At 42.5% G+C, this 19,260-nt stretch carries 12 protein-coding genes, 1 tRNA gene and 1 pseudogene; 9 read left to right on the top strand and 5 right to left on the bottom strand.

What is annotated here, in order from left to right; all coding sequences use genetic code 11:
• Window positions 1–142 precede the first annotated feature (142 nt).
• The 3 genes from AC5YBX_RS06315 to AC5YBX_RS06325 form a co-directional block, all read right to left on the bottom strand.
• Window positions 143–219 (bottom strand) — tRNA-Pro (locus AC5YBX_RS06315).
• A gap of 138 nt (window positions 220–357) precedes the next feature.
• Entirely contained in the window at window positions 358–2,142 is a 1,785-nt protein-coding gene (locus tag AC5YBX_RS06320) for a DUF3413 domain-containing protein (RefSeq protein WP_494524609.1), read from the bottom strand.
• Window positions 2,143–2,257: 115 nt separating this feature from the next.
• Window positions 2,258–2,473: a YejL family protein gene (locus AC5YBX_RS06325; RefSeq protein ID WP_494521640.1), complete on the bottom strand. Its 216-nt coding sequence runs from the start codon at window positions 2,471–2,473 to the stop codon at window positions 2,258–2,260.
• A 77-nt stretch (window positions 2,474–2,550) separates the two neighbouring features.
• Here AC5YBX_RS06325 and yejK point away from each other — a divergent pair, with 77 nt between their 5' ends.
• The 7 genes from yejK (at window position 2,551) to ushA (ending at window position 15,985) form a co-directional block, all read left to right on the top strand.
• On the top strand, window positions 2,551–3,582 hold the full coding sequence (gene yejK, locus AC5YBX_RS06330) for a nucleoid-associated protein YejK (protein ID WP_110456279.1): 1,032 nt from the start codon (window positions 2,551–2,553) through the stop codon (window positions 3,580–3,582).
• A 235-nt stretch (window positions 3,583–3,817) separates the two neighbouring features.
• Window positions 3,818–4,699, top strand: a complete 882-nt coding sequence (locus AC5YBX_RS06335; protein WP_494524610.1) for a 6-carboxytetrahydropterin synthase — start codon at window positions 3,818–3,820, stop codon at window positions 4,697–4,699.
• 102 nt (window positions 4,700–4,801) lie between these two features.
• A complete protein-coding gene (locus tag AC5YBX_RS06340; RefSeq protein WP_494521639.1) occupies window positions 4,802–5,590 on the top strand; it encodes a M23 family metallopeptidase in 789 nt (262 codons plus the stop codon).
• A gap of 1,576 nt (window positions 5,591–7,166) precedes the next feature.
• Window positions 7,167–8,234, top strand: coding sequence for a porin (locus AC5YBX_RS06345; protein ID WP_494524611.1), 1,068 nt, complete (start codon window positions 7,167–7,169; stop codon window positions 8,232–8,234).
• Window positions 8,235–8,268: 34 nt separating this feature from the next.
• Window positions 8,269–11,406 (top strand): ExeM/NucH family extracellular endonuclease, encoded by a 3,138-nt coding sequence (locus AC5YBX_RS06350; protein ID WP_494519548.1) that lies wholly within the window; start codon window positions 8,269–8,271, stop codon window positions 11,404–11,406.
• A 78-nt stretch (window positions 11,407–11,484) separates the two neighbouring features.
• The gene (locus AC5YBX_RS06355; RefSeq protein ID WP_494524612.1) at window positions 11,485–14,073 is read left to right on the top strand and encodes an endonuclease; all 2,589 of its coding nucleotides are present in this window, start codon (window positions 11,485–11,487) and stop codon (window positions 14,071–14,073) included.
• Between the two features lie 238 nt (window positions 14,074–14,311).
• On the top strand, window positions 14,312–15,985 hold the full coding sequence (gene ushA, locus AC5YBX_RS06360; protein ID WP_494524613.1) for a bifunctional UDP-sugar hydrolase/5'-nucleotidase UshA: 1,674 nt from the start codon (window positions 14,312–14,314) through the stop codon (window positions 15,983–15,985).
• A gap of 223 nt (window positions 15,986–16,208) precedes the next feature.
• Here ushA and AC5YBX_RS06365 read toward each other — a convergent pair whose 3' ends face one another.
• Window positions 16,209–16,559 (bottom strand): cytochrome c3 family protein, encoded by a 351-nt coding sequence (locus AC5YBX_RS06365; protein WP_494524614.1) that lies wholly within the window; start codon window positions 16,557–16,559, stop codon window positions 16,209–16,211.
• 9 nt (window positions 16,560–16,568) lie between these two features.
• A complete protein-coding gene (locus tag AC5YBX_RS06370; protein WP_494524615.1) occupies window positions 16,569–18,071 on the bottom strand; it encodes a flavocytochrome c in 1,503 nt (500 codons plus the stop codon).
• Window positions 18,072–18,258: 187 nt separating this feature from the next.
• On the opposite strand from AC5YBX_RS06370, the pseudogene AC5YBX_RS06375 reads away from it, so the two are divergent.
• Both AC5YBX_RS06375 and AC5YBX_RS06380 read left to right on the top strand, forming a co-directional pair.
• Window positions 18,259–18,423: pseudogene (locus tag AC5YBX_RS06375) on the top strand (TetR/AcrR family transcriptional regulator); the annotation flags it as partial.
• Between the two features lie 180 nt (window positions 18,424–18,603).
• Window positions 18,604–19,014 carry a hypothetical protein gene (locus AC5YBX_RS06380; protein WP_494524848.1) on the top strand — a complete coding sequence of 137 codons (411 nt, stop codon included), beginning with the start codon at window positions 18,604–18,606 and terminating at the stop codon, window positions 19,012–19,014.
• The last annotated feature ends 246 nt before the right edge of the window (window positions 19,015–19,260 follow it).

Genomic DNA, 19,260 nt, shown 5'->3' on the forward strand with positions numbered 1-19,260 from the left:
TTAAGTTTTATCCACTACGATTGCAAGTGCTTTGAGGGGAAACAAATCGATAACTAAAAGGCGCGCTTAGCATGAGGTGATGGATAGTAAGGTTACAAACTGGCATAAAAAAAGCCAGCGATTAAGCTGGCTTCTTAGAATTTGGTCGGTATGAGAGGATTCGAACCTCCGACCCCTGACACCCCATGACAGTGCGCTACCGGGCTGCGCTACATACCGATTATATCCAAAACAGAAAAACATTGGGGTCTGTTTAAGACAGGCAGAACTTTATCAAGCCAACTTGGGTTCTGCAAGTATTAAGCGCGCCAATAATGGTTAATTGCTTAGTTTATAGGCGCTAACTGCTTAGATACCCTAATGATGATAGAATCTTCGCCCCTCGCGCATCACCTCTATCAATTCTGGAGCGCTGATTTTTTTACGTAACTGCTGACTGTAGTCTTTGTTGTAGATACGATATTTACCATGGCGATCGATAACAGTGATCTCATCTTCTTGATAGATACCGAATACTTGATCATCGCCTATGTAAGTCCAGCTTGCTGAGCTTGGCTGTAGCAGGCTTTCACCTGAACTATAGTCAGAGGCCTTATTGTTACAATTTAGCATCTGTGTCATTAATGTGGGCACGATACCATTATGGCTGGTGGGGTAATCGACAGTTTTCGCGTACTGATTTCCAGACCAGTTGATGATGAGTGGCACGTTGACATTCGCTGGTGAAAAATTTGAGCGTGGTTCATCGTTATTACTGGTAAAGACTTTACCACTCACCCCAGTGATGATTACTAAGGTGTCATCGGGTGTTTCACTTAACAGCTTGGCCAGTTGTTTATCAATAAAGTTTAATGATTGACGATATTGATTAAACAGCACTTTTTGCGCTGGTTTCAATTCATGTTGAGGTTTGACGGTTTCAATGCCCAGAAATCCGATAGGCGTGTCATAGCTGTCTGGACTTTGTAAATTGATTAATGCAAACCAAGCGGCATTCTGCTGCAGTTGCCATTGTGTAAAGGTTTCAATAGCCTTTATATCTGCAGCCGCGATACCGCTGTCGGTGTCTTGGAGATGGCTCTCAAAATCCTGATACATGGCTAATGGCTGGGATAATGCCATTTGCGGTGCAAAATGGGCTAAAGCATAACCTTGCTGTTTGAGTTGCTGAGTCAATACCGGCGACCGATAATTTAAGTCATTGGCGTTAATGTAACTGCCTTGCAAACTATACAGTAGTGAAAACATGCCACTACGATGTACATTTCCGCCACTTAAATGTTGGCTAAAATAATGATTTTGCTGGGCGTATTGATGCAAAAAGGGCATGGTGTTTTGGTCGAGTAAATCAGCTCTAAAGCCGTCAATGGCGATAATCAGCATATTGGCGTGATGGCTTGCCTGGCATTGAAGTGCGGAGATTGGGTAGTTGAGCGACGGTTGGATATGAGGCTCCGCTGAGTTTATGCTGCTTTTTTCGATGCCATGACTCTCCATAAATGAGCGAGCCGTTGCTGGATAAGATAATGGGTAGGCATCATCTAATCGGGTGATTTCTTGAATGTCGGCTGCATCGGCCCAGATGTGGATTAGGTGACTGCTGACAAAACAACAGCCAATAAATATCACCACTTTATAACCATAATTTGATTTACGAATGCTTTCGATGCGTTTCCATAAGTAATTTGCGGCGGTCAGTTCGAGGATTATTATTCCCAGTGGTGTGACAATATAAGAGGTGCCTTGAAGTAATGCATTCAGATCGGCCCAGGCGATATCAAATACAAAGGGGCTGAGGTGTAAGCCATAATCATCATAGATAATGGTGTCATAGAGTAAAATACACAGACTAAGGGTTGCCGCTACGGCGGCTAACCCTCTGAGTATTTTGGAATAGGGTAATAGTAGGGTGATAGGAAATAGCACCACCAAGTAAACGATAAAGGCTAAAAAGCTAAAATGGCCTAACGTACTGATAATTAAGTAGCTCCAGCCAATCCAAGACTCTGGTGCGCCGACGGTTTCGATATAGCGGACACCAATAATCATCCCTAGGAAGCCATTAAAAAAGGCAAACCAATGGCCCCAGCTCACTAAGCGTGACACGCGGTCACGACTCATCTCTTTCTTTCGCTCGATCATAGGGATCCGCTAATCAGTTGAAATAAAAATCTATCTTAATTATCTATTGTTCGACTTTACTAGTTTTTTACGAATAAAAACAAGATTTTCACTCGTAAAATAACTAAGCCAAACTTTAGCCTTTAACTGATTGAGTTAAGGCGTTAGCAAATTGCTGTGCAACTTGGCCGCGAGCCTCTTGAGGCACCTTGCGCATCAGTAGATCGGTGACACAGTTACCCAGCACCATCAAACTCAGGTCGGTTGGGGCTTGATGTTTGTCGAGTACTGCTAGCATTTCAGCAAGAATAGACTCAACTTGTGCGTTCGAATATTTAGATTGAATAGCCATAATTGAAAAATTGTTCACTTTAATTTGAAATAGCAGCATATAATAACGGATTTCTACCATTATCACTATCGAGGCTTATGAGTATTAACGTCGAACAAGCAATTATTCACGCTATTTCCCAAGATGGCGAAGGCCAACTGAGCTGCAGATTGCGTCCCCAACCGCTTTTAAACAGCCAAGCCGTAGAAACTATGCTCGAAGAGCTGCATCAAACTTATACCACCAAGGCGGGTAAAGGCTTTGGTCATTTTGGTACTCACGGTGAAGACGGAGAGGCTAATCCTAAGTTTAAAGAAGCGTTAACAGCATACCGTAATGGCGATTTAGGCTTTGTTGAGTTTTCGAGTTTGGCGGGTAAGTTACTGCAAGAAGAGCTGGCTAAATATGACTTCAGTCAAGGCGGTTTCTTGCTACTGTCTTGCTATACCCATATGACCAGTGACTACCTTTATGTGTCACTGCTTAATGCCAAGTCATCAATGACTGTGCTCGACGATATGGAACTGTCGCAAAATACCCATCTGGATTTAAATAATGTACAGCTGGCTGCCCGTATCGATTTAACCGAATGGCAAGCCGATCCTGACTCGGTTAAATATATCTCCTTTATTCGTGGTCGTGCGGGCCGCAAAGTGGCCGATTTTTTCCTCGACTTTATGGGCTGTGTCGAAGGGGTTAATACTAAGGTACAAAATAAGCAACTGATGAACGCAGTTGAAGATTTTGTCGCCAGCAGCGAACTCACTAAAGATGAGCGCCAGCAGTGCCGTGAAAAGGTGTTTGATTACTGCAGCGAGCGTTGTGATACCGGCGCTGATATTCAATTAAAAGATTTGGCCGATGAATTAGCCGATTCGGGCATGGACTCGTTTTACGATTTTGCCCAAGGTGGCGACTACGAGCTTGAAGATGAGTTTCCCGGTGATAAGCCGACACTGCGTCAACTGAAAAAGTTTTCAGGCACTGGCGGCGGTGTGACCCTAAGTTTTGATGGGCAACACTTAGGCGAGCGAGTGATTTATGATCCTATTTCTGATTCTATTCTGATCAAAGGCGTGCCAGCTAATCTTAAGGATCAGTTAGATCGACGTCTAAAGGGCGGACAATAGTTTTTTGAGCGAACCTAAAAGCTTAAGTTCGCGAAATAGCTCGCAAAAGCGCCCTAAATATGGGCGCTTTTTTGTGATGACAGATAGTGGATTGGCGGGTTTTTATTGCGCAACCTTTTCACCATGACTTGCTAAAATGTCACTGATAAGGTGAAATCATGGCTTATGACTATATCCGTTGGCAGTTCGCTAATGGGATAAATACAGGCAGACTGTTTTTCTGCCAGGAGATTAAATGCAACTTTTTGTTAGAGATTTAACTGTTATCGACTTTTCTTACCTGTGTCCAATCCGAGGCATGGTAGGCGAGAGCTGGATTGTTGATGTTTTACTTGATGGTGGGTTAGATGAGCAAAACATGGTGCTGGACTTTGCTAAGGTGAAGCGCACTATCAAAAACACCATTGATGATGTCGCGGATCATCGCTTATTGATCCCCACCGCCTGCTCAGAGGTGCGTTGGCAGCAACAGGGTAACCGTGTATGGATGGATTTTGATAGTCTGCAAGGCGATATTCATCTAGCTTGTCCCGCGCAAGCCTTCGCGCTTATTCCGACCGAAATTATCGATTTTGATAGCGTTAACACCTTCTTACAAAAGGCCCTTGCCGAGGTGTTACCGGATAATGTCAATGGTATCGCATTGACGCTCCGTAATGAAATACACGACACGCCGTTTTATCATTATTCCCATGGGTTAAAAAAACACGACGGTAACTGTCAGCGTATCGCTCACGGTCATCGCAGCCCCATTAATGTGTTCGAAAATAGCATCGCTGCACCGCAATGGGACGAATATTGGAGTCGCCGCTGGAAAGATATCTATTTAGGTTCAGCCGATGATGTAGTAGAGGTTGATGAACTTGATTTATCACCACAAACTGAGGTTAACGATGAGACCCATTATGGTTTTCATTACGTGGCCCCACAGGGCGACTTCCAGTTGGCTATGCCGAAAAAACGCTGTGAAATCATCCCCCATGATACAACGGTAGAACTGCTAGCCGAGTTTATCGCCAATACTATGGTCGCTGAAGCACCCGATAGCGAATTTAAAGTGATCGCTTATGAAGGTGTGGGTAAAGGGGCTATTTCGGTCAAAGGCGGCGCGGCGTAATCGCGGCTTTATCCATGGTTATCGTTGTCGTTTAAGGAGGTATATTTGAACTATTTGGCTGTATTGCTCGGCGCCATATCGCTAGGTTTTAGTGGTTTGGCAATGGCGCAAGTGACCCTCAATGGCACGTTAGAGCAAGGGGCGTTAATCCGTGCTCAAACCACGCCAGGTACCTCAGTGTACCTTAACGGCAGCGAAATAAAGGTGACTCCTAAGGGGAGCTTTGTATTTGGTTTTGAACGGGATGCAGCGCTTTCGCAAAAGTTAACCTTAGTTTATCCCGATGGGCTGACGCAAATAAAACCGCTAACTATTAGTGAGAAACAGTACCAGATCGATAGCCTGACGGGTATCGCGAAAAAAATCATGAAGCCCGATCCCAAAGCACAAGCCAGAGCGGCTCAAGATAGCAAACAGGTAAAGGCGGCCAGAAGTCAATTCTCAACTCAAGAGGCCTTCGCTCAAGATTTTATTTGGCCGTTAACGGGCAGAATATCTGGAGTCTATGGCAGTCAACGAGTCTATAACGGTAAGCCTGGTAATCCCCATTTTGGTGTCGATGTGGCAGCGAAAACGGGAACCGTAGTAGTGGCCCCTGCCGATGGGGTGATCACTCTCGCTGTGCCAGATATGTTTTATTCTGGCGGCACAGTTATCTTAGATCATGGCTATGGCGTCAGTTCAAGTTTTCTTCATCTTAGTAAGTTGTATGTGAAGCCTGGCGAGATAATCAAACAGGGACAAGCCATTGCAGAGGTGGGGGCTACGGGCAGAGTGACGGGCCCACATCTGGATTGGCGCATCAACTGGTTCCAGATGCGACTCGATCCGGTGACGGTGGTACCATCAATGGCCAGTGCATTAGCCACGAGCAATGACTCATCTAAATGATAAAAAAGTGAGCTTAGGTCGAATCTCAATTTTGTCACATCATCTAGCTGGTGTTAGCCGATGAAGCATACAGCACCAAGTTGAACCCGTCCGGGTTATTTCATGCTGTCAAAATCATATAAAATTAAGCTATGAGGGTCATGGACAAGTTCGACGCTAAGCCATTACTGACATTTATGAAAAATGGCGGCACATAACTTTATTTATTGAAGCTGCCAATGAATGGACTGTCGATGATATAACATCATATTTTTACGTTGGTATGTCAATTTCCTATCGATACATGCAGAGTAAGTTTTATGGTTCGGAGGTAGAGCTAACGGAAAACGCTGGTTTTATTTCGTCGAAGAGTACTATTAAATACTTTTATCTAAATATCTATTGCCAGATTTTTCAATTCAACATTGTTCTCATTTGAGAACTTGCCTTGTGTTGTTGTCTGTTTTCATCTTCATTCTCGATTTGATTTTGCTGTTAAATAGGGTTTTGTAGTTTATTTTTTCTATTTTTACTGTTTCGTGATATAAACAGTGGCTGCCGTTTATTTGGGTTTTATATTAAATTATATCTTTTGATAACTATTTTTATATTTATTAAGTTTAAGTAAGTATGGAAGCTAGATGATTTACTGTGCGAACATATTATTTCTAGTGGCGGTGGTTTTTCACATTGGCAGTCCAATTATCGAGTAAGTTAACATGCTTTTGAAATGAACGATCTACTTGTCATAATGAGTTGCTATCGCGCCACATTAGCGCACTGTATCTCTCATTGCTTCACTGTTGTAATCTTTGTCAAAGATAATAAAATCACTTTGTAGTAATAGCTCAATTAGCGGCTTTGTTATCATGGACTTCTCCTCTAGCCACAATGACTTACTTGGGAAACCATTGTTGTTTGCAATGAGGTGGATGTTGCTTATATTTAGCACCATGGCCTAGTGCTACAGTTTGATTTTCCCCATCAGAAGCACCAGAAACTGTGCTGATGTGTTTTAACATCAATCCCATCAATAAGCCCCTTTCCTTGCCCCAGATTTGTAAGCATTCACCGGTTAGTGATTTCGTTGTATTTTAAGCGTAATAATTGGTTCAGTTTCTAAATTTTAATTTTTTAAAATTTGTGCTTCGTCTTAATAGCCTGAAGTAAATATACTTTTTTGAACTAACATCACACTTTTTCTCTTGCCTTAGACTTACAGCTTACCTAATATGGTTATGTTGATTTATATGGTCGATTGTAAAAAAATGTTGTTCGATAGTGGTCTGATTGTAATTTCGCTGTAACTTAGTTGCGAGGGGTTGATGTGTTGTTTTAACACTCATATTTAAAGCATATTTGTTTTGCGTTATTTGTCATGTTGATGTTAGACGCTCAACTTTTAATATTGTTAACCTGAGTGTACATATCGCTTCAAAATTTCAATGGCCATTTCTTAGACATTTAAGAGTGTTTTTTTCGTGTATGTCGGAATTGCTTAACATTGAAAAACATTCTTCCTCCCCAAATTAATCATACATAAATAATTATCTAATCAAATTTAGGCCCGTACTACGATGGGGCTGAAGTTTATCAAATGGAAATATATGCGATGCTTAGAAAAAAAACCGTTGCAATCGCCTTGGCTTCTTTGTTTTGTGCTCATGCCGCTAACGCATTAACACTACAAGAAAGTGATAATGGAGATTATATCAGCCTGTACGGCGAAGTGGGTGTCGGTGGTCATTTTGCAACTAGTTCAAAATACAACCACGATGAGTTTTACGATACTAAGGGTTACGTAGATGACAGTTTTGCCACCATGGGAGTCAGGGGCGAGCGGAGTAACTTTATTTATCGTTTAGAGTTGGATTACCAGCGCCGAAATTGGCTTGGTGGTGACGGTGAGTTTGAACTTGCAATAGACAAAATGTATGTAGGCTATAAGTTTGATGACCATCATTGGATTGAGGCTGGCTTAACCGATACGGCTTTTGATGAATACGACCACTTCGGCGACTTTACGTTCAACAAGTCCGTTGAAACTGGAGAAGGTGGTGACCAAGAGAATACTGTCAAATATGAAGCTAAGTTTGAACATTTAGTATATGGCCTGTCCTATTCTTACGATGGTAAACACAAGAATGGTTCACCGCAAGGTGACATTGTTAATGGATATGTCGGGTGGATGTCTGGTGTAGTTTCAGCCGTTGTTGGTGTTGAAGCTCGCGCTGGCTCAGATGGTTTATCTAAATATGGTGAACAACAATTAGTCGGTCTGGGGTTCAGAGTCAGTGTGATACCGGAACTGGCAATTGGTATAAATGCCTTCTTAGAAGATGAAGATATTGCAACTCGTAAAAGTGGCGATGTCTACCTTGCCTATGAAACTTACTGTAATTATGGCGTGACCTTAAGCAGTAAATACGATCTTAATGAATCTTGGGAAATTATTGCCTCAGCTAACCACGAACAATATGAAAGTTGGGATATTGAAAGCCCTAATTATGACTATACCGAGCTCCCTTTTGCGTACGGAAAAGATCGTCGTTGGGGAAGCTTAGGGTTTAACTATCGTCCAGCGAAAGACATTATCTTGTCTGTTGAAGGTCGAGTTGGTGAAGCTCCTGAAGCTGGTTATGCTTATATGCGCATGTACTTCTAGTTCCATTCTAAGTTAATTACATATCGAGTTTACTATGAAGAAAAGTTTTCTCTCACTGGCAATAGCCAGTCTTATCAGTTCTGGCGCTTACGCTGGTGCTAACGATCTCTTGATTACTGAAATGGTGCAAAAAGATTATGGTGCCGAATATGGCTCAGTCGAAATCACCAATACGCATGATACAGAATCCTTTACGTTTACAGATGATACCGCTGTATTTATATGGAGTAATGGCAAATACGAAAACCAACTGTTAAATGCCGATGGCCAGCCACTATTGACTGGGCTGACTATTGCCCCTAATTCATCACTGGTTGTGATAAATAAAGATGCCAGTGAGGAATATAAGAAAACTATTAATGATAATGGTGGCACCTATGTAGTGGGAACAGGTCACCCCGATACTAGCTATACGGACTTTTATTTAACCGGTAATGATGGTTTCTATATCAAGAATGGCAGCGCTATTCTTGATAGAGTAGGGGCAAAAGATGATACCAGCGTTTGGGCTCAGGATACCACTTTACGTCGTCGTCAAGATAGTGAAGGTAATGCACCAGCAGCATCCGCTACTTTTGATGCTTCACAGTGGGAAGTTATTAATCCTATTGATATTTCGACAGTAGGTACGCCAAATCTTGCTGAAGCTTATGTGCCTTTTGTTTGTGCTAATTTAACCACAATTAGTCAGATTCAAGGTAATGGTAGTGCATCGCCTTTGGTTGGCCAGGACGTTGCGCTGCAAGGTGTTGTGACTGCGGTTGTTAGCTTACCGACAAAAGGTTTTTTCCTCCGCGATATCGTTGCTGATGGTGATCCACTAACCTCTGATGGTCTTTTTGTCGAAACAGGTAATGCGGACCCTCAAATGGTCGGCCATACACTGTGTTTAGGAGGAGAAGTCGCGGAAAGCTTCGGGCAAACTCAGATTTCTACAGAACAGTGGGACGTTATTGACAATAACTATACCGCGACAATACCAACAAATATTGAAGTGCTAGAGTCAGATGGTGAATCATTTGAAAGTACACTTGAACGCTATGAAGGTATGTTAGTCAATTTACCTGAAGACATGAATCCGCTTGTCCATGGTGAGCAAAATATGCGGGTTTCTCGCAGTTTCAGTTTTAATTATGACAGTTATCGTAACAATATTACCTTGGCTTATCAGCGCCCCAATTTGCAACCTAATCAACAGAATATTGCGGGTTCTCCTGAATCTATCGCGGCAGCGGCTCAAAATGACGATTACCGTTTAATTGTTGAAAGTTCAATTAAAGCTGGCAATGGTGATATCCCGTATTACCCAGACTTCGGTATCACACCTGAGCAAAACTATATTCGTATTAACGATAGTGTCATAGGCATGGAAGGGGTGATTAGCTATAGCTATGGTGATTATAGTCTGACGGTGACAAATGAATTAAAAGGCCATAACTTTGTTCATAATTATCCCAGAACAGATAGTCCTGAGCTTGACGAAACCACCGAAGAAAACCATTTTGCAGTACGTGTTGCTAGTCAAAACTTATTTAACTATTTTAATTCGCCATTTGGTGGAGATCAAAACCAATTCGGCCAAAGCCGTGGTGCTGACACCTATAATGAATTCATTCAACAAAAAACTAAATTGGTAGAGGCAATTCGTGCACTAGATGCTGATGTCGTTGCGTTAATGGAAATGGAAAACAATGGTTTTGGATTGAAAAGTGCCATTGCTGATTTAGTCAATGAAGTGAACGTATATTACAACGATGAATATGCGAATAACCATGACAAGCCATACTCAACAGAAAACCGCTATGTATTTGTTGGTTTTGACCATAATGGTAATCAGATCCTTGATGAATTAGATGCCTTAGGTTCGGACGCAATTGCAACGGGGATTATTTACCGCCCGAGTAAGCTAAGTATTGAGCGTACGCGCGTGGTGACTATGCCGCAGCAAAAAGCGCCTACGATTGTTAATGACAATAACGAAGTCATTAAAGATGGAAGAGATGAAATCTTAGAAAGCGGTCAAAACTATCATCGTGATGCGTTAGTTGCCACTTTCCTTGTTAATCAAACAGGTAAACGCCTAACCTTAGCTGTTAATCATTTTAAGTCTAAAGGTTCGACGTGTTGGGAAGATTGGCAGGGAGTAGAGTTTGGTGACGCAACGGTTTGGACCAAAGACGCGCCAGATCTTGATTTCCAAGGGTCATGTGCTGAGTTCCGTATTTCTGGTGCGGTGCAATTAGCAGAAGAGTTAAAAAGTGTTCCAGGCGATAAAATCATTTTAGGTGATCTTAATGCCTATGCTAAAGAAGATCCCTTATTAGTATTGACTCAAAATCCACGCAACAAAACGTTAATCACGGCAAGTCATACGTTTGTTGGTACCAAACCACAATTTAATCTTGATGGTTCTCCCGTTGAGATCACAACGAGTTATGGTTATGTGGACATTGTTTCTAAGGTATTTGAAAAGAAAGGGAAAACGGCGTGGAGCTATTCATATAATGATGAAGTTGGTTCTCTTGACCATATTCTAATTTCGCCATCTTTAGAAAACCGAGTGATCGATGCGGCAGACTGGCACATTAATGCTGCTGAGTCGAGCCTATATGACTATAACGTTGAATACAAAGGTGATTACAACAATCTAGTTAATAAATTCTATGCTGAAGATCATTTCCGCTCATCTGATCATGATCCCGCTTTAGTGTCCTTGAGCTACCTTCCAGGTGAAACAGATCCAGGTCGTTCAATGTATCTGACCAAGCTAAATAAATTGATTAAGGTGCCTTACCAGATACCTGAAGATATCGGTGCACTTGCTGGTGACGTCGCCACCATCAAACTGACCCCTAAAGATGATGAAGCCAAGCTTGATTTAACTCAATTAGTTGAACCTAATATTGTCTTGAGTAAAGACGGTAGTAGCTTAATAAACTTCGAAGTCTTTGGCGCTCCTTCTGCACATTATACCGCTAAGGTTGAACTACTACGTGATGGTAGCGTTATCCAAGGTTCTGGGGTGTCATTTGATCTTGAGATTGCCAGTCGTGATGCCCTCGTTGCTGAAATTACGCAAGAAGAAAAAGATAACACGGGTGGGAGTGTAGGATTTTTAGGTCTACTTTCCTTATTTGGTTTATCGGTACTTCGTCGCCAAAATCGTAAGTAAATTGTATTAACTGACTAAGCGCCTGCCCAGCTAACTGGGTAGTGCGCCTCTCATTAACAAATAAAAAAAGATACGACTATGAATAATAAAATCAGTTCAGTCGCCAAAGCCGTCGCTCTACTACTAGCCACGGCTTCATCTGCTGCTCATGCAAATTTGGTTATTACCGAATATGTAGAAGGTGGTGGAAGTAATAAAGCAGTCGAAATTTCAAATGTGAGTGATAGCAACATCGATCTTGATAGTGCTCTATATGTACTTTCTTTACTCTCAAATGGTGCCACAGATCCGGGTAACACGGTGACATTGACTGGCCAGCTCGCTGCTGGTCGCAGTCTTGTGTACCATAATGGTGGCGCCGACGAAGCGTTTAAAGTAGGTATCGAGTCTGATGTTACTTTCTTTAATGGTGATGACGCCCTGGTATTAACCAAAGATGGTGTTGTTATTGACCGCTTTGGTAAACGTGGTGAAGATCCAGGTGCAGAATGGACTGACCCCAATAATGTTAATTTTTCGACTAAAGACAAAACCCTTAGAAGAAAAGAAAGCATTGCAGTAGGTGAGACCAATGCTGAAGCTGACTTTCCGGGTACCGATAACCAGTGGGTTGTGTTTGACAAAGACACTAGCGATGGTCTTGGTTGCCCTGGTGAAGGTGCATGCCCAATACAACCGGGTGTGTTATTGATTACAGAATACATTGAGGGTGGTGGAAGCAACAAAGCGGTTGAATTATCGAATGTAGGTGGTAGTGCTATTGACCTTGACGCAGCTGAATACAAGTTATCTTTGTTTACTAACGGTACAACGGAGCCTGGCAATACTGAAATCCTGTCTGGCTCATTAGCCGTTGGTGATAGCATCGTATTTCACAATGCAAGTGCCGATGAGGCATTTAAATTAGGAACTGTTTCAACAGTTACCTATTTTAATGGCGATGACGCATTAGTGCTCTTCAAAGACGGTGTCGTCATCGACCGTTTTGGTAAAATGGGCGAAGACCCAGGCTCTGAATGGTTAGATGTCAATGATGTTAATTTTTCGACGAAAGATAAAACCCTTCGTCGTAAAGATGGTATTACAACTGGCGATACTGATGCATCAGCTGCATTCCCTGGTGATATTAACCAATGGGCAGTATTTGATAAAGATACTGCAGATGGTCTAGGTTGTTCCGGTGAAGCTGTGTGCTCTCAGGTACCTATCGACCCAGATCCCTGTACCGGTTGTGAAACACTAACCCCAGTTGCTGATCCTAATACTTTTAATCGTGATGTGTATTATTCAAGTGTGATTAATGGTGATTTTGATTCACCTGAATCGATGAAAAATGCACTTTCGGTTGTCATTGCAACTGGACACAAGCAGCTAACTTACAAACAAGTCTGGACAGCTTTGACCTTTACTGATGAAGATCCAAGTAATAGCAGTAATGTGCTTGAATTATACACTGGTCAATCAGTATCTAAACATAGTAACGGTGGTAATACTAATGACTGGAATCGTGAGCATGTTTGGGCTAAAAGCCATGGATTCCCAAGTGAATCGCAGTTAGGTTATACCGACGCGCATCATTTACGTCCGACTAATGTGAAGGTTAACTCAACACGCAGTAATTATGACTTTGATGAGTGTAGTGACACTGGTACAGAATTAACCGATGCCCCTGGTAATTATTTAGATGCAGCCAAGCGTTGTTTTGAACCTAGGGATATCGTTAAAGGTGATATCGCACGTATGATCATGTACATGGATACTCGTTATCAAGGTAACGATAGTAACATGCTTGATTTGGTGGCTGTCGATCGCATTACAACGGCTGATGAAGTGTCCAATAATGAGCCGATAATTGGTAAATTATGTACGCTTTATACATGGCATCAACATGACCCTGTCAGTGCTACTGACATTCAACGAAATGACGCTGTGTATACTTATCAGGGGAACCGTAACCCCTATATCGATAACCCAGAATGGGTACAAGCTGTGTACGGCGATCAATGTGGTGATCCAGTAACGCCAAAGTTAGATGTTGATGTGATTATTGCCTCGCCAGAAACGGTTAATGAAGGTGAAACGTTAACGCTTGATGCTTCTGCAACAGTTTCTAAAGACGGTGCTGAACTGACCTTTAAATGGGAGCAAACGGCAGGTCCAGCGTTAGACTTTGACGCCACAAGTGCAGTGTTAATGCTAACTTCACCAGAGGTTGCCGCTGATACACAGCTGCAATTTACCTTAACGGTAAGTGATGGCGCACTAGAAACTAGCCAAGTGGTTGCTGTTAAAGTTGTAAATGTTCCATTGGCTCTTGATATCAGTTTTACTGGTAACACTAAGCTCAATGAAACTGAAAGCACAACAATTACTGCTGAGATAGCTAATGAGCCAGCAGGCTTACAATACAGCTGGAAACAAGTTGGCGGTGCACAGGCAGATTTTACTGCTGATGGCTTAGTGCTTAATGTTACAGCTCCTGAAGTATCTGTAGATCAAGCGTTGGTGTTCACTCTTGTCGTGAGTGATGGCCAAGAGCAATATAGCACCAGCGTCAGCGTTAATGTGAAAAATAAGCAAGAAGAGGGTTGGGTTAAACCTGATGGTGCAGGTAGTTTTGGGACTGGACTTCTATTACTACTTCCACTTTTATGGCGTCGCCGTTAATCTTGTGAATCTTAATTTTTTAAATCAAAGTTAAGTTACATTAAGTCCAGCAGTACGAAGTTTACTTTGTACTGCTGGCTTTTTGTTTTACTGCTTATCTGCTAACTCAATACTCTGTATGCTATTTAATATTAAATTAGCTATTTTTCATCTTGTTTGTAAATTCAAATAAGTAAATCAAGCTGGTTAATTAGTGTTGGCCATAGCAGGTAAACAATACTTAACGATAGGGATTTGTATGAAACCGTTTCTTAATCCTATTACTACAGCATTTCTATACACTATATTGCTAATAACCGGCTGTTCTGAACAAGTGCAAAGTTGTAGCGAAGCTGGTGAACAATGCGTTAAATTTACTGTACTACACACCAATGATCACCATGGTCGATTTTGGTCAAATTCCAAAGGTGAGTATGGCATGGCTGCTCGAAAAACCTTGATTGACCAGATAAGAGTAGAGGTCAATGCACAAGGCGGACAAGTATTGCTGCTGTCTGGTGGAGATATCAATACAGGCGTACCTGAGTCTGATTTACAGGATGCCAAACCCGACTTCATGGGAATGAATTTACTTAAATACGATGCAATGGCAGTAGGAAATCATGAGTTTGATAATCCACTTAGTGTGCTTGATGAACAGCGAAAGTGGGCCAAGTTCCCTATGTTATCGGCCAATATTTATCGTCAATATGAAGGTGAATGGAAACCTTATTTTGAGCCATATAAATTATTTAATTTAGGCCATCTAACACTTGCAATCGTGGGGTTAACTACAGAACAAACCGCAGAAATAGGGAATCCTGAATATGTAAAATCATTGCGTTTTACTTCGCCGCAAACCGCGCTCAAAAACACCTTAACCATTTTGCAGCACGGGCCAAAACCCGATTTGGTTTTTGCTCTGACACACATGGGGCATTATCAAGATGGAAAGCATGGCAGTAATACCCCTGGGGATGTGTTATTAGCTAGAAGCCTAAATCGAGGGCAGCTTGATGGTATTATTGGCGGTCACTCGCAAAATCCAGTCTGTATGGCTAAATCAAATCAATACGCTGATTTTAAGCCTGGAGATGAATGTCGCCCCGACAATCAAAAAGGTACTTGGATCATGCAGGCCCATGAGTGGGGCAAGTATGTCGGTCGAGCAGATTTCGAATATTATAATGGTAAGTTGCACCTTGCTCATTATCAGCTGATACCCGTTAATTTTGATTCAGATAGCGAAACAGAAGTCGCCCGAATTTCAGCAGACCCCAAGATGCTGGAGTTATTAACCCCCTTTCAACAACAAGGTGAAGCCATACTCAATGAGGTGATTGGCTATACAAAGGCTGAATTAGTCGGCAACCGCAAGATAGTGCGTAATCAAATAAATGCAATGGGAGTATTACTTGCCACTGCTCAAAGTAGCGGTGAATTCAATGCAGATTTTGGCATCATTAATTCGGGTGGTATTCGTTCATCTATTGATAAAGGTGCTATTAGTTATCGAGATGTGTTAACTGTACAGCCTTTCGCCAACACCGTTAGCGTCACGAAAATGAAAGGGGTGGATCTACAGCACTATCTGGCAAGTGTCGCCACTCAGACAAGAGGCTCGGGTGGTTTCGCCCATTTTAGTGGCATAGATATGACGGTTGATTGCGGTCTAAAAAAAGTATCCATTAACAGCATTGATGGTAAGCCGTTTGACCCTAAGCGATATTATCGCTTTAGCTTGCCTAGTTATAATGCCGCTGGTGGTAATGGATACCCTGTATTAGAACATGCCATTGACACTGGGATTGTTGATGCCGATATCTTACTCGAATATTTAAAGCTGCATGACCCAATTGATCCAACTAGTGTCGATTATCAAAGTCGAGTTCAATTCAGTGGTTCAAAAACCGCTTTTGGATGTGATGGTTAGCATATATCAGTTGTGCCTTGCTTGAAAGGAGTCGTAAGCTTAGATGTGAATACTAATATCTCATTGGAGTTCAAAACTAGTGTGAGCTGGTGAGGCAATGGCATAAATTGAGCCTAAGATGATGATTTTTCTTATTTCAGTTTTAGATAAGATTGCAACAAAGCGATTTAACTAACCCAAACTAGGCAGTTTAGGTTAGTTATGGATTCAAAGTAATATTGAATTATTTAAATTTTGGGTAAGCAAAGTTGTGGCAATCCATACAGATTGCTTGCTTTGGTTTGTGCTCTCCGTGGCACTCCATACATGGGGCTTCTTGGCCGTAATGCATGCTGTCATGGGGATTCTGTTTGGCGTCGTGGCCTTCGCGTTTGGTTTGCTCTGCGAGTTCACCCATGTCGTGACATTGCAGGCAGACTTCATCTGTTGGAAACCGCTTAGTGCCTTGGTCATGACAGGTTTTGCAACCTGAGTCATAGACCATGTCGTGGTAGTCGCGTTTATCTCGAGCTTGTACAGATAGTGCAATACAGCTAGTTAAGGCCAGCACAAGTAATAGGTTGAGTTTATTCATGTTAAATCCTTACGCTTCCATGATTGAGCGAGCGGCGGTAACGCCAAACGCCATGCATTCAGGGGTTGAGCATCCACCTAGTCGGCTGACGCCATGGACGCCACCAGAGACTTCGCCCGCCGCGTATAGACCTGGAATTTTTGCGCCGGTTTTCGCTGCAATGACTTCTGCTTTAGTATTGATTTGAATGCCACCTTGGCAGTAGTGCACTTTAGGCCACAGACGCTGCACGATGAATGGTGCGGTGAGATAGATGCCGGTACTCATGTTCATACGTTTGCCAAATTGAGGGTCTTCGCCAGCTTTTACATATGTGTTCCAATCGTCAATCTGTTTTTTAAGCGGCTTGAGGGGCACATTAAAGTGCTTGGCGATAGCTTCTACTGAGTCAAATTCCCACGCGACCTTGTAGCGCAGCACATTTTCCATAGAGGGATCTTTTTGTGCTTCGTGCTTAGGTGCGATCAGCAGTGCTGGGTTTGGTTTGCCGTCTTTATCTCGGCGCTGAACCTCTAAGTCGGCACGGATTTTTCGGTCAGCGGTTTCGTTCATGAAACGTTGACCAGTTGAGCGGTCAATGGCGACTGAATGAGGGAAGTTATACAGTGAGAAGCCAGCACCATAGCCAAATCCGCCTTCATCTGGTGATGCCCAGGGGCCAGATTGAATAAAGCTCAAGTGCACGGGCATAGCACCCTCTGCGAGCATGGCGATAAGGCCATCGCCGGTTGCGCCACGCGCATTGGTGCAACCCACTTCAGCACCAAGATTTGGATCGAGTGCTTGGCGGAAATTGACGTTGGCACCAAAGCCACCAGTGGCAATAAGCACCCCTTTATCGGCTTTTACATTGATCAGTTCGCCTGAGTCTTCGTGACCAAAATGGTAGCCGCGACGCACTTTGATGCCAAGAACTTTGCCATCTTCGGCTGTAATTAAGCCTTCGAATTTATGACGGATTTTAGTTTTTACACCGTAGCTACGTGCGGTTTTTAACATAGGACGAATAAAGCCAGAACCACTGCGCTCAATCACTTGGTGACTGCGAGTGGCGCTTGTACCGCCAGTATTGATGATGTGATCGCGGTAAACGCAGCCGCAATCTTTGGTGAGTTGGTAGATATAGGGGCCAAGCTCGGCACTATGACGCAGGAGTTCTTCGCTTGCGTAGCCGCGGCCAGATTTTAGTTGGTCTTGCACCATCAACTCAGCGCTGTCTTCAATACCCAGCTTCTTTTGTAAGTCGGTATTAGCAAAACAGGCTTGGCCTGCGTTGAGTGTGCTGTTGCCGCCATAAACACCTAGCTTTTCAAATACTACAATGTCTTTCGCACCTAGCTTACCCGCCTCTACGGCTGCAGCGAGGCCTGCGAAGCCTGAGCCGACAATAACAACTTCGTGTTTTTCATCCCATTTGATATCTGATGGACTGGCATTTGAGCTGAAGTGGACTAGCGCGCCAGCAGCTGCGGCGCCTGCACCTAGTTTTAAAAATGAACGTCTTGTTTGCATTTGTTACCTCCGATTAACTTGGGGTAACAATATGGTTTGTGAGCAAGGCTAATTATGCGCAAAATCACACTTTGGATCGAGGGAGAAAGTTTTATGTGATGATGATTAAGAAAACTTTTCTTTTAAGTATCTAATTAATACTGGGGCCATAAAATAGCATAAGGTTTTAATGTTAATTGGTATAAATATGCGGTGTCCAAAAGATAGCTGTGAAGCATTAAGGTGTAATCAACTTCTCGATGAGGCTGAAAAATTAATTGATAATCAGGGTGTTGTGTCTTTTCGTTTTGCCCAGATAGCCAAGCAGGCAGAATGTTCAACTAATACGCTATATAAATATTTTGAATCTAAAGAAGATGTTTTAGTTTGTCTTTTTTTAAGAAATACCACTTCTAGTCGTATTCCGATATTTATTTCAGAGAACCCTCAATTTAATATCCAGCAATTATCAGTACTACCTATTTTGTTTACTTTCGAAGTTGTTAAAAGAAGCCCAATTTTTAATATTTTGCGAGTTGTATCGATAAATAGTATGTTCTGGCAATTGGCGAGTTCGGAAAAAATTGAAATATTACGTCATCGCGTAAATCTGTTTTGGAGTTGTATTCGAGCGCCTATCGAAGAGGCGGTTGCCCAAGGTGAATTAATGGCAACCGAGATGGACATTAAGGAGTTGGTACAGTCACTGTATTTCTTCTTAGCGGGGGCGACATCCTCTTACGAAAGCCGGTTGATGGATGAGTGTTATTTTACTCCCGATGATGAGACTGGTTTTCGCCACATTAGTCGTTTAATGAATCGTTATCCTTGGAAGACGCCGATCACACAAGAGATGATGCGCGACATGGTGGTGATGATCAGTGAGTTTCTCGATAGAGGAGAGGGTAAGGTCCGTACCTGCGAAACCTGCTTGGCGACGGGTAAGCGCCATGATTGCCGGTGATTAGTAATCTACATTGTGGGTTGGGAGATGATTGCATTAGATGCTTAAGGGTCGATGATAGTCTCCATTGTGCTTGATATTTCCAAGTAGCTTTTTAGTATTGCATCTTATTAGCCGTCATTTATACAAGTTTAGAATCTCATTATTAAGACTGGGCATGCAGTCTTATCGGCTGAATCTCAAAAGTAGCCAGTAACAGGCTATGCCAATGGTTGTGATCCCATGTTTTTGCCTTTACGTATCACG

It is taken from the genome of Shewanella sp. 492 (assembly GCF_059338445.1).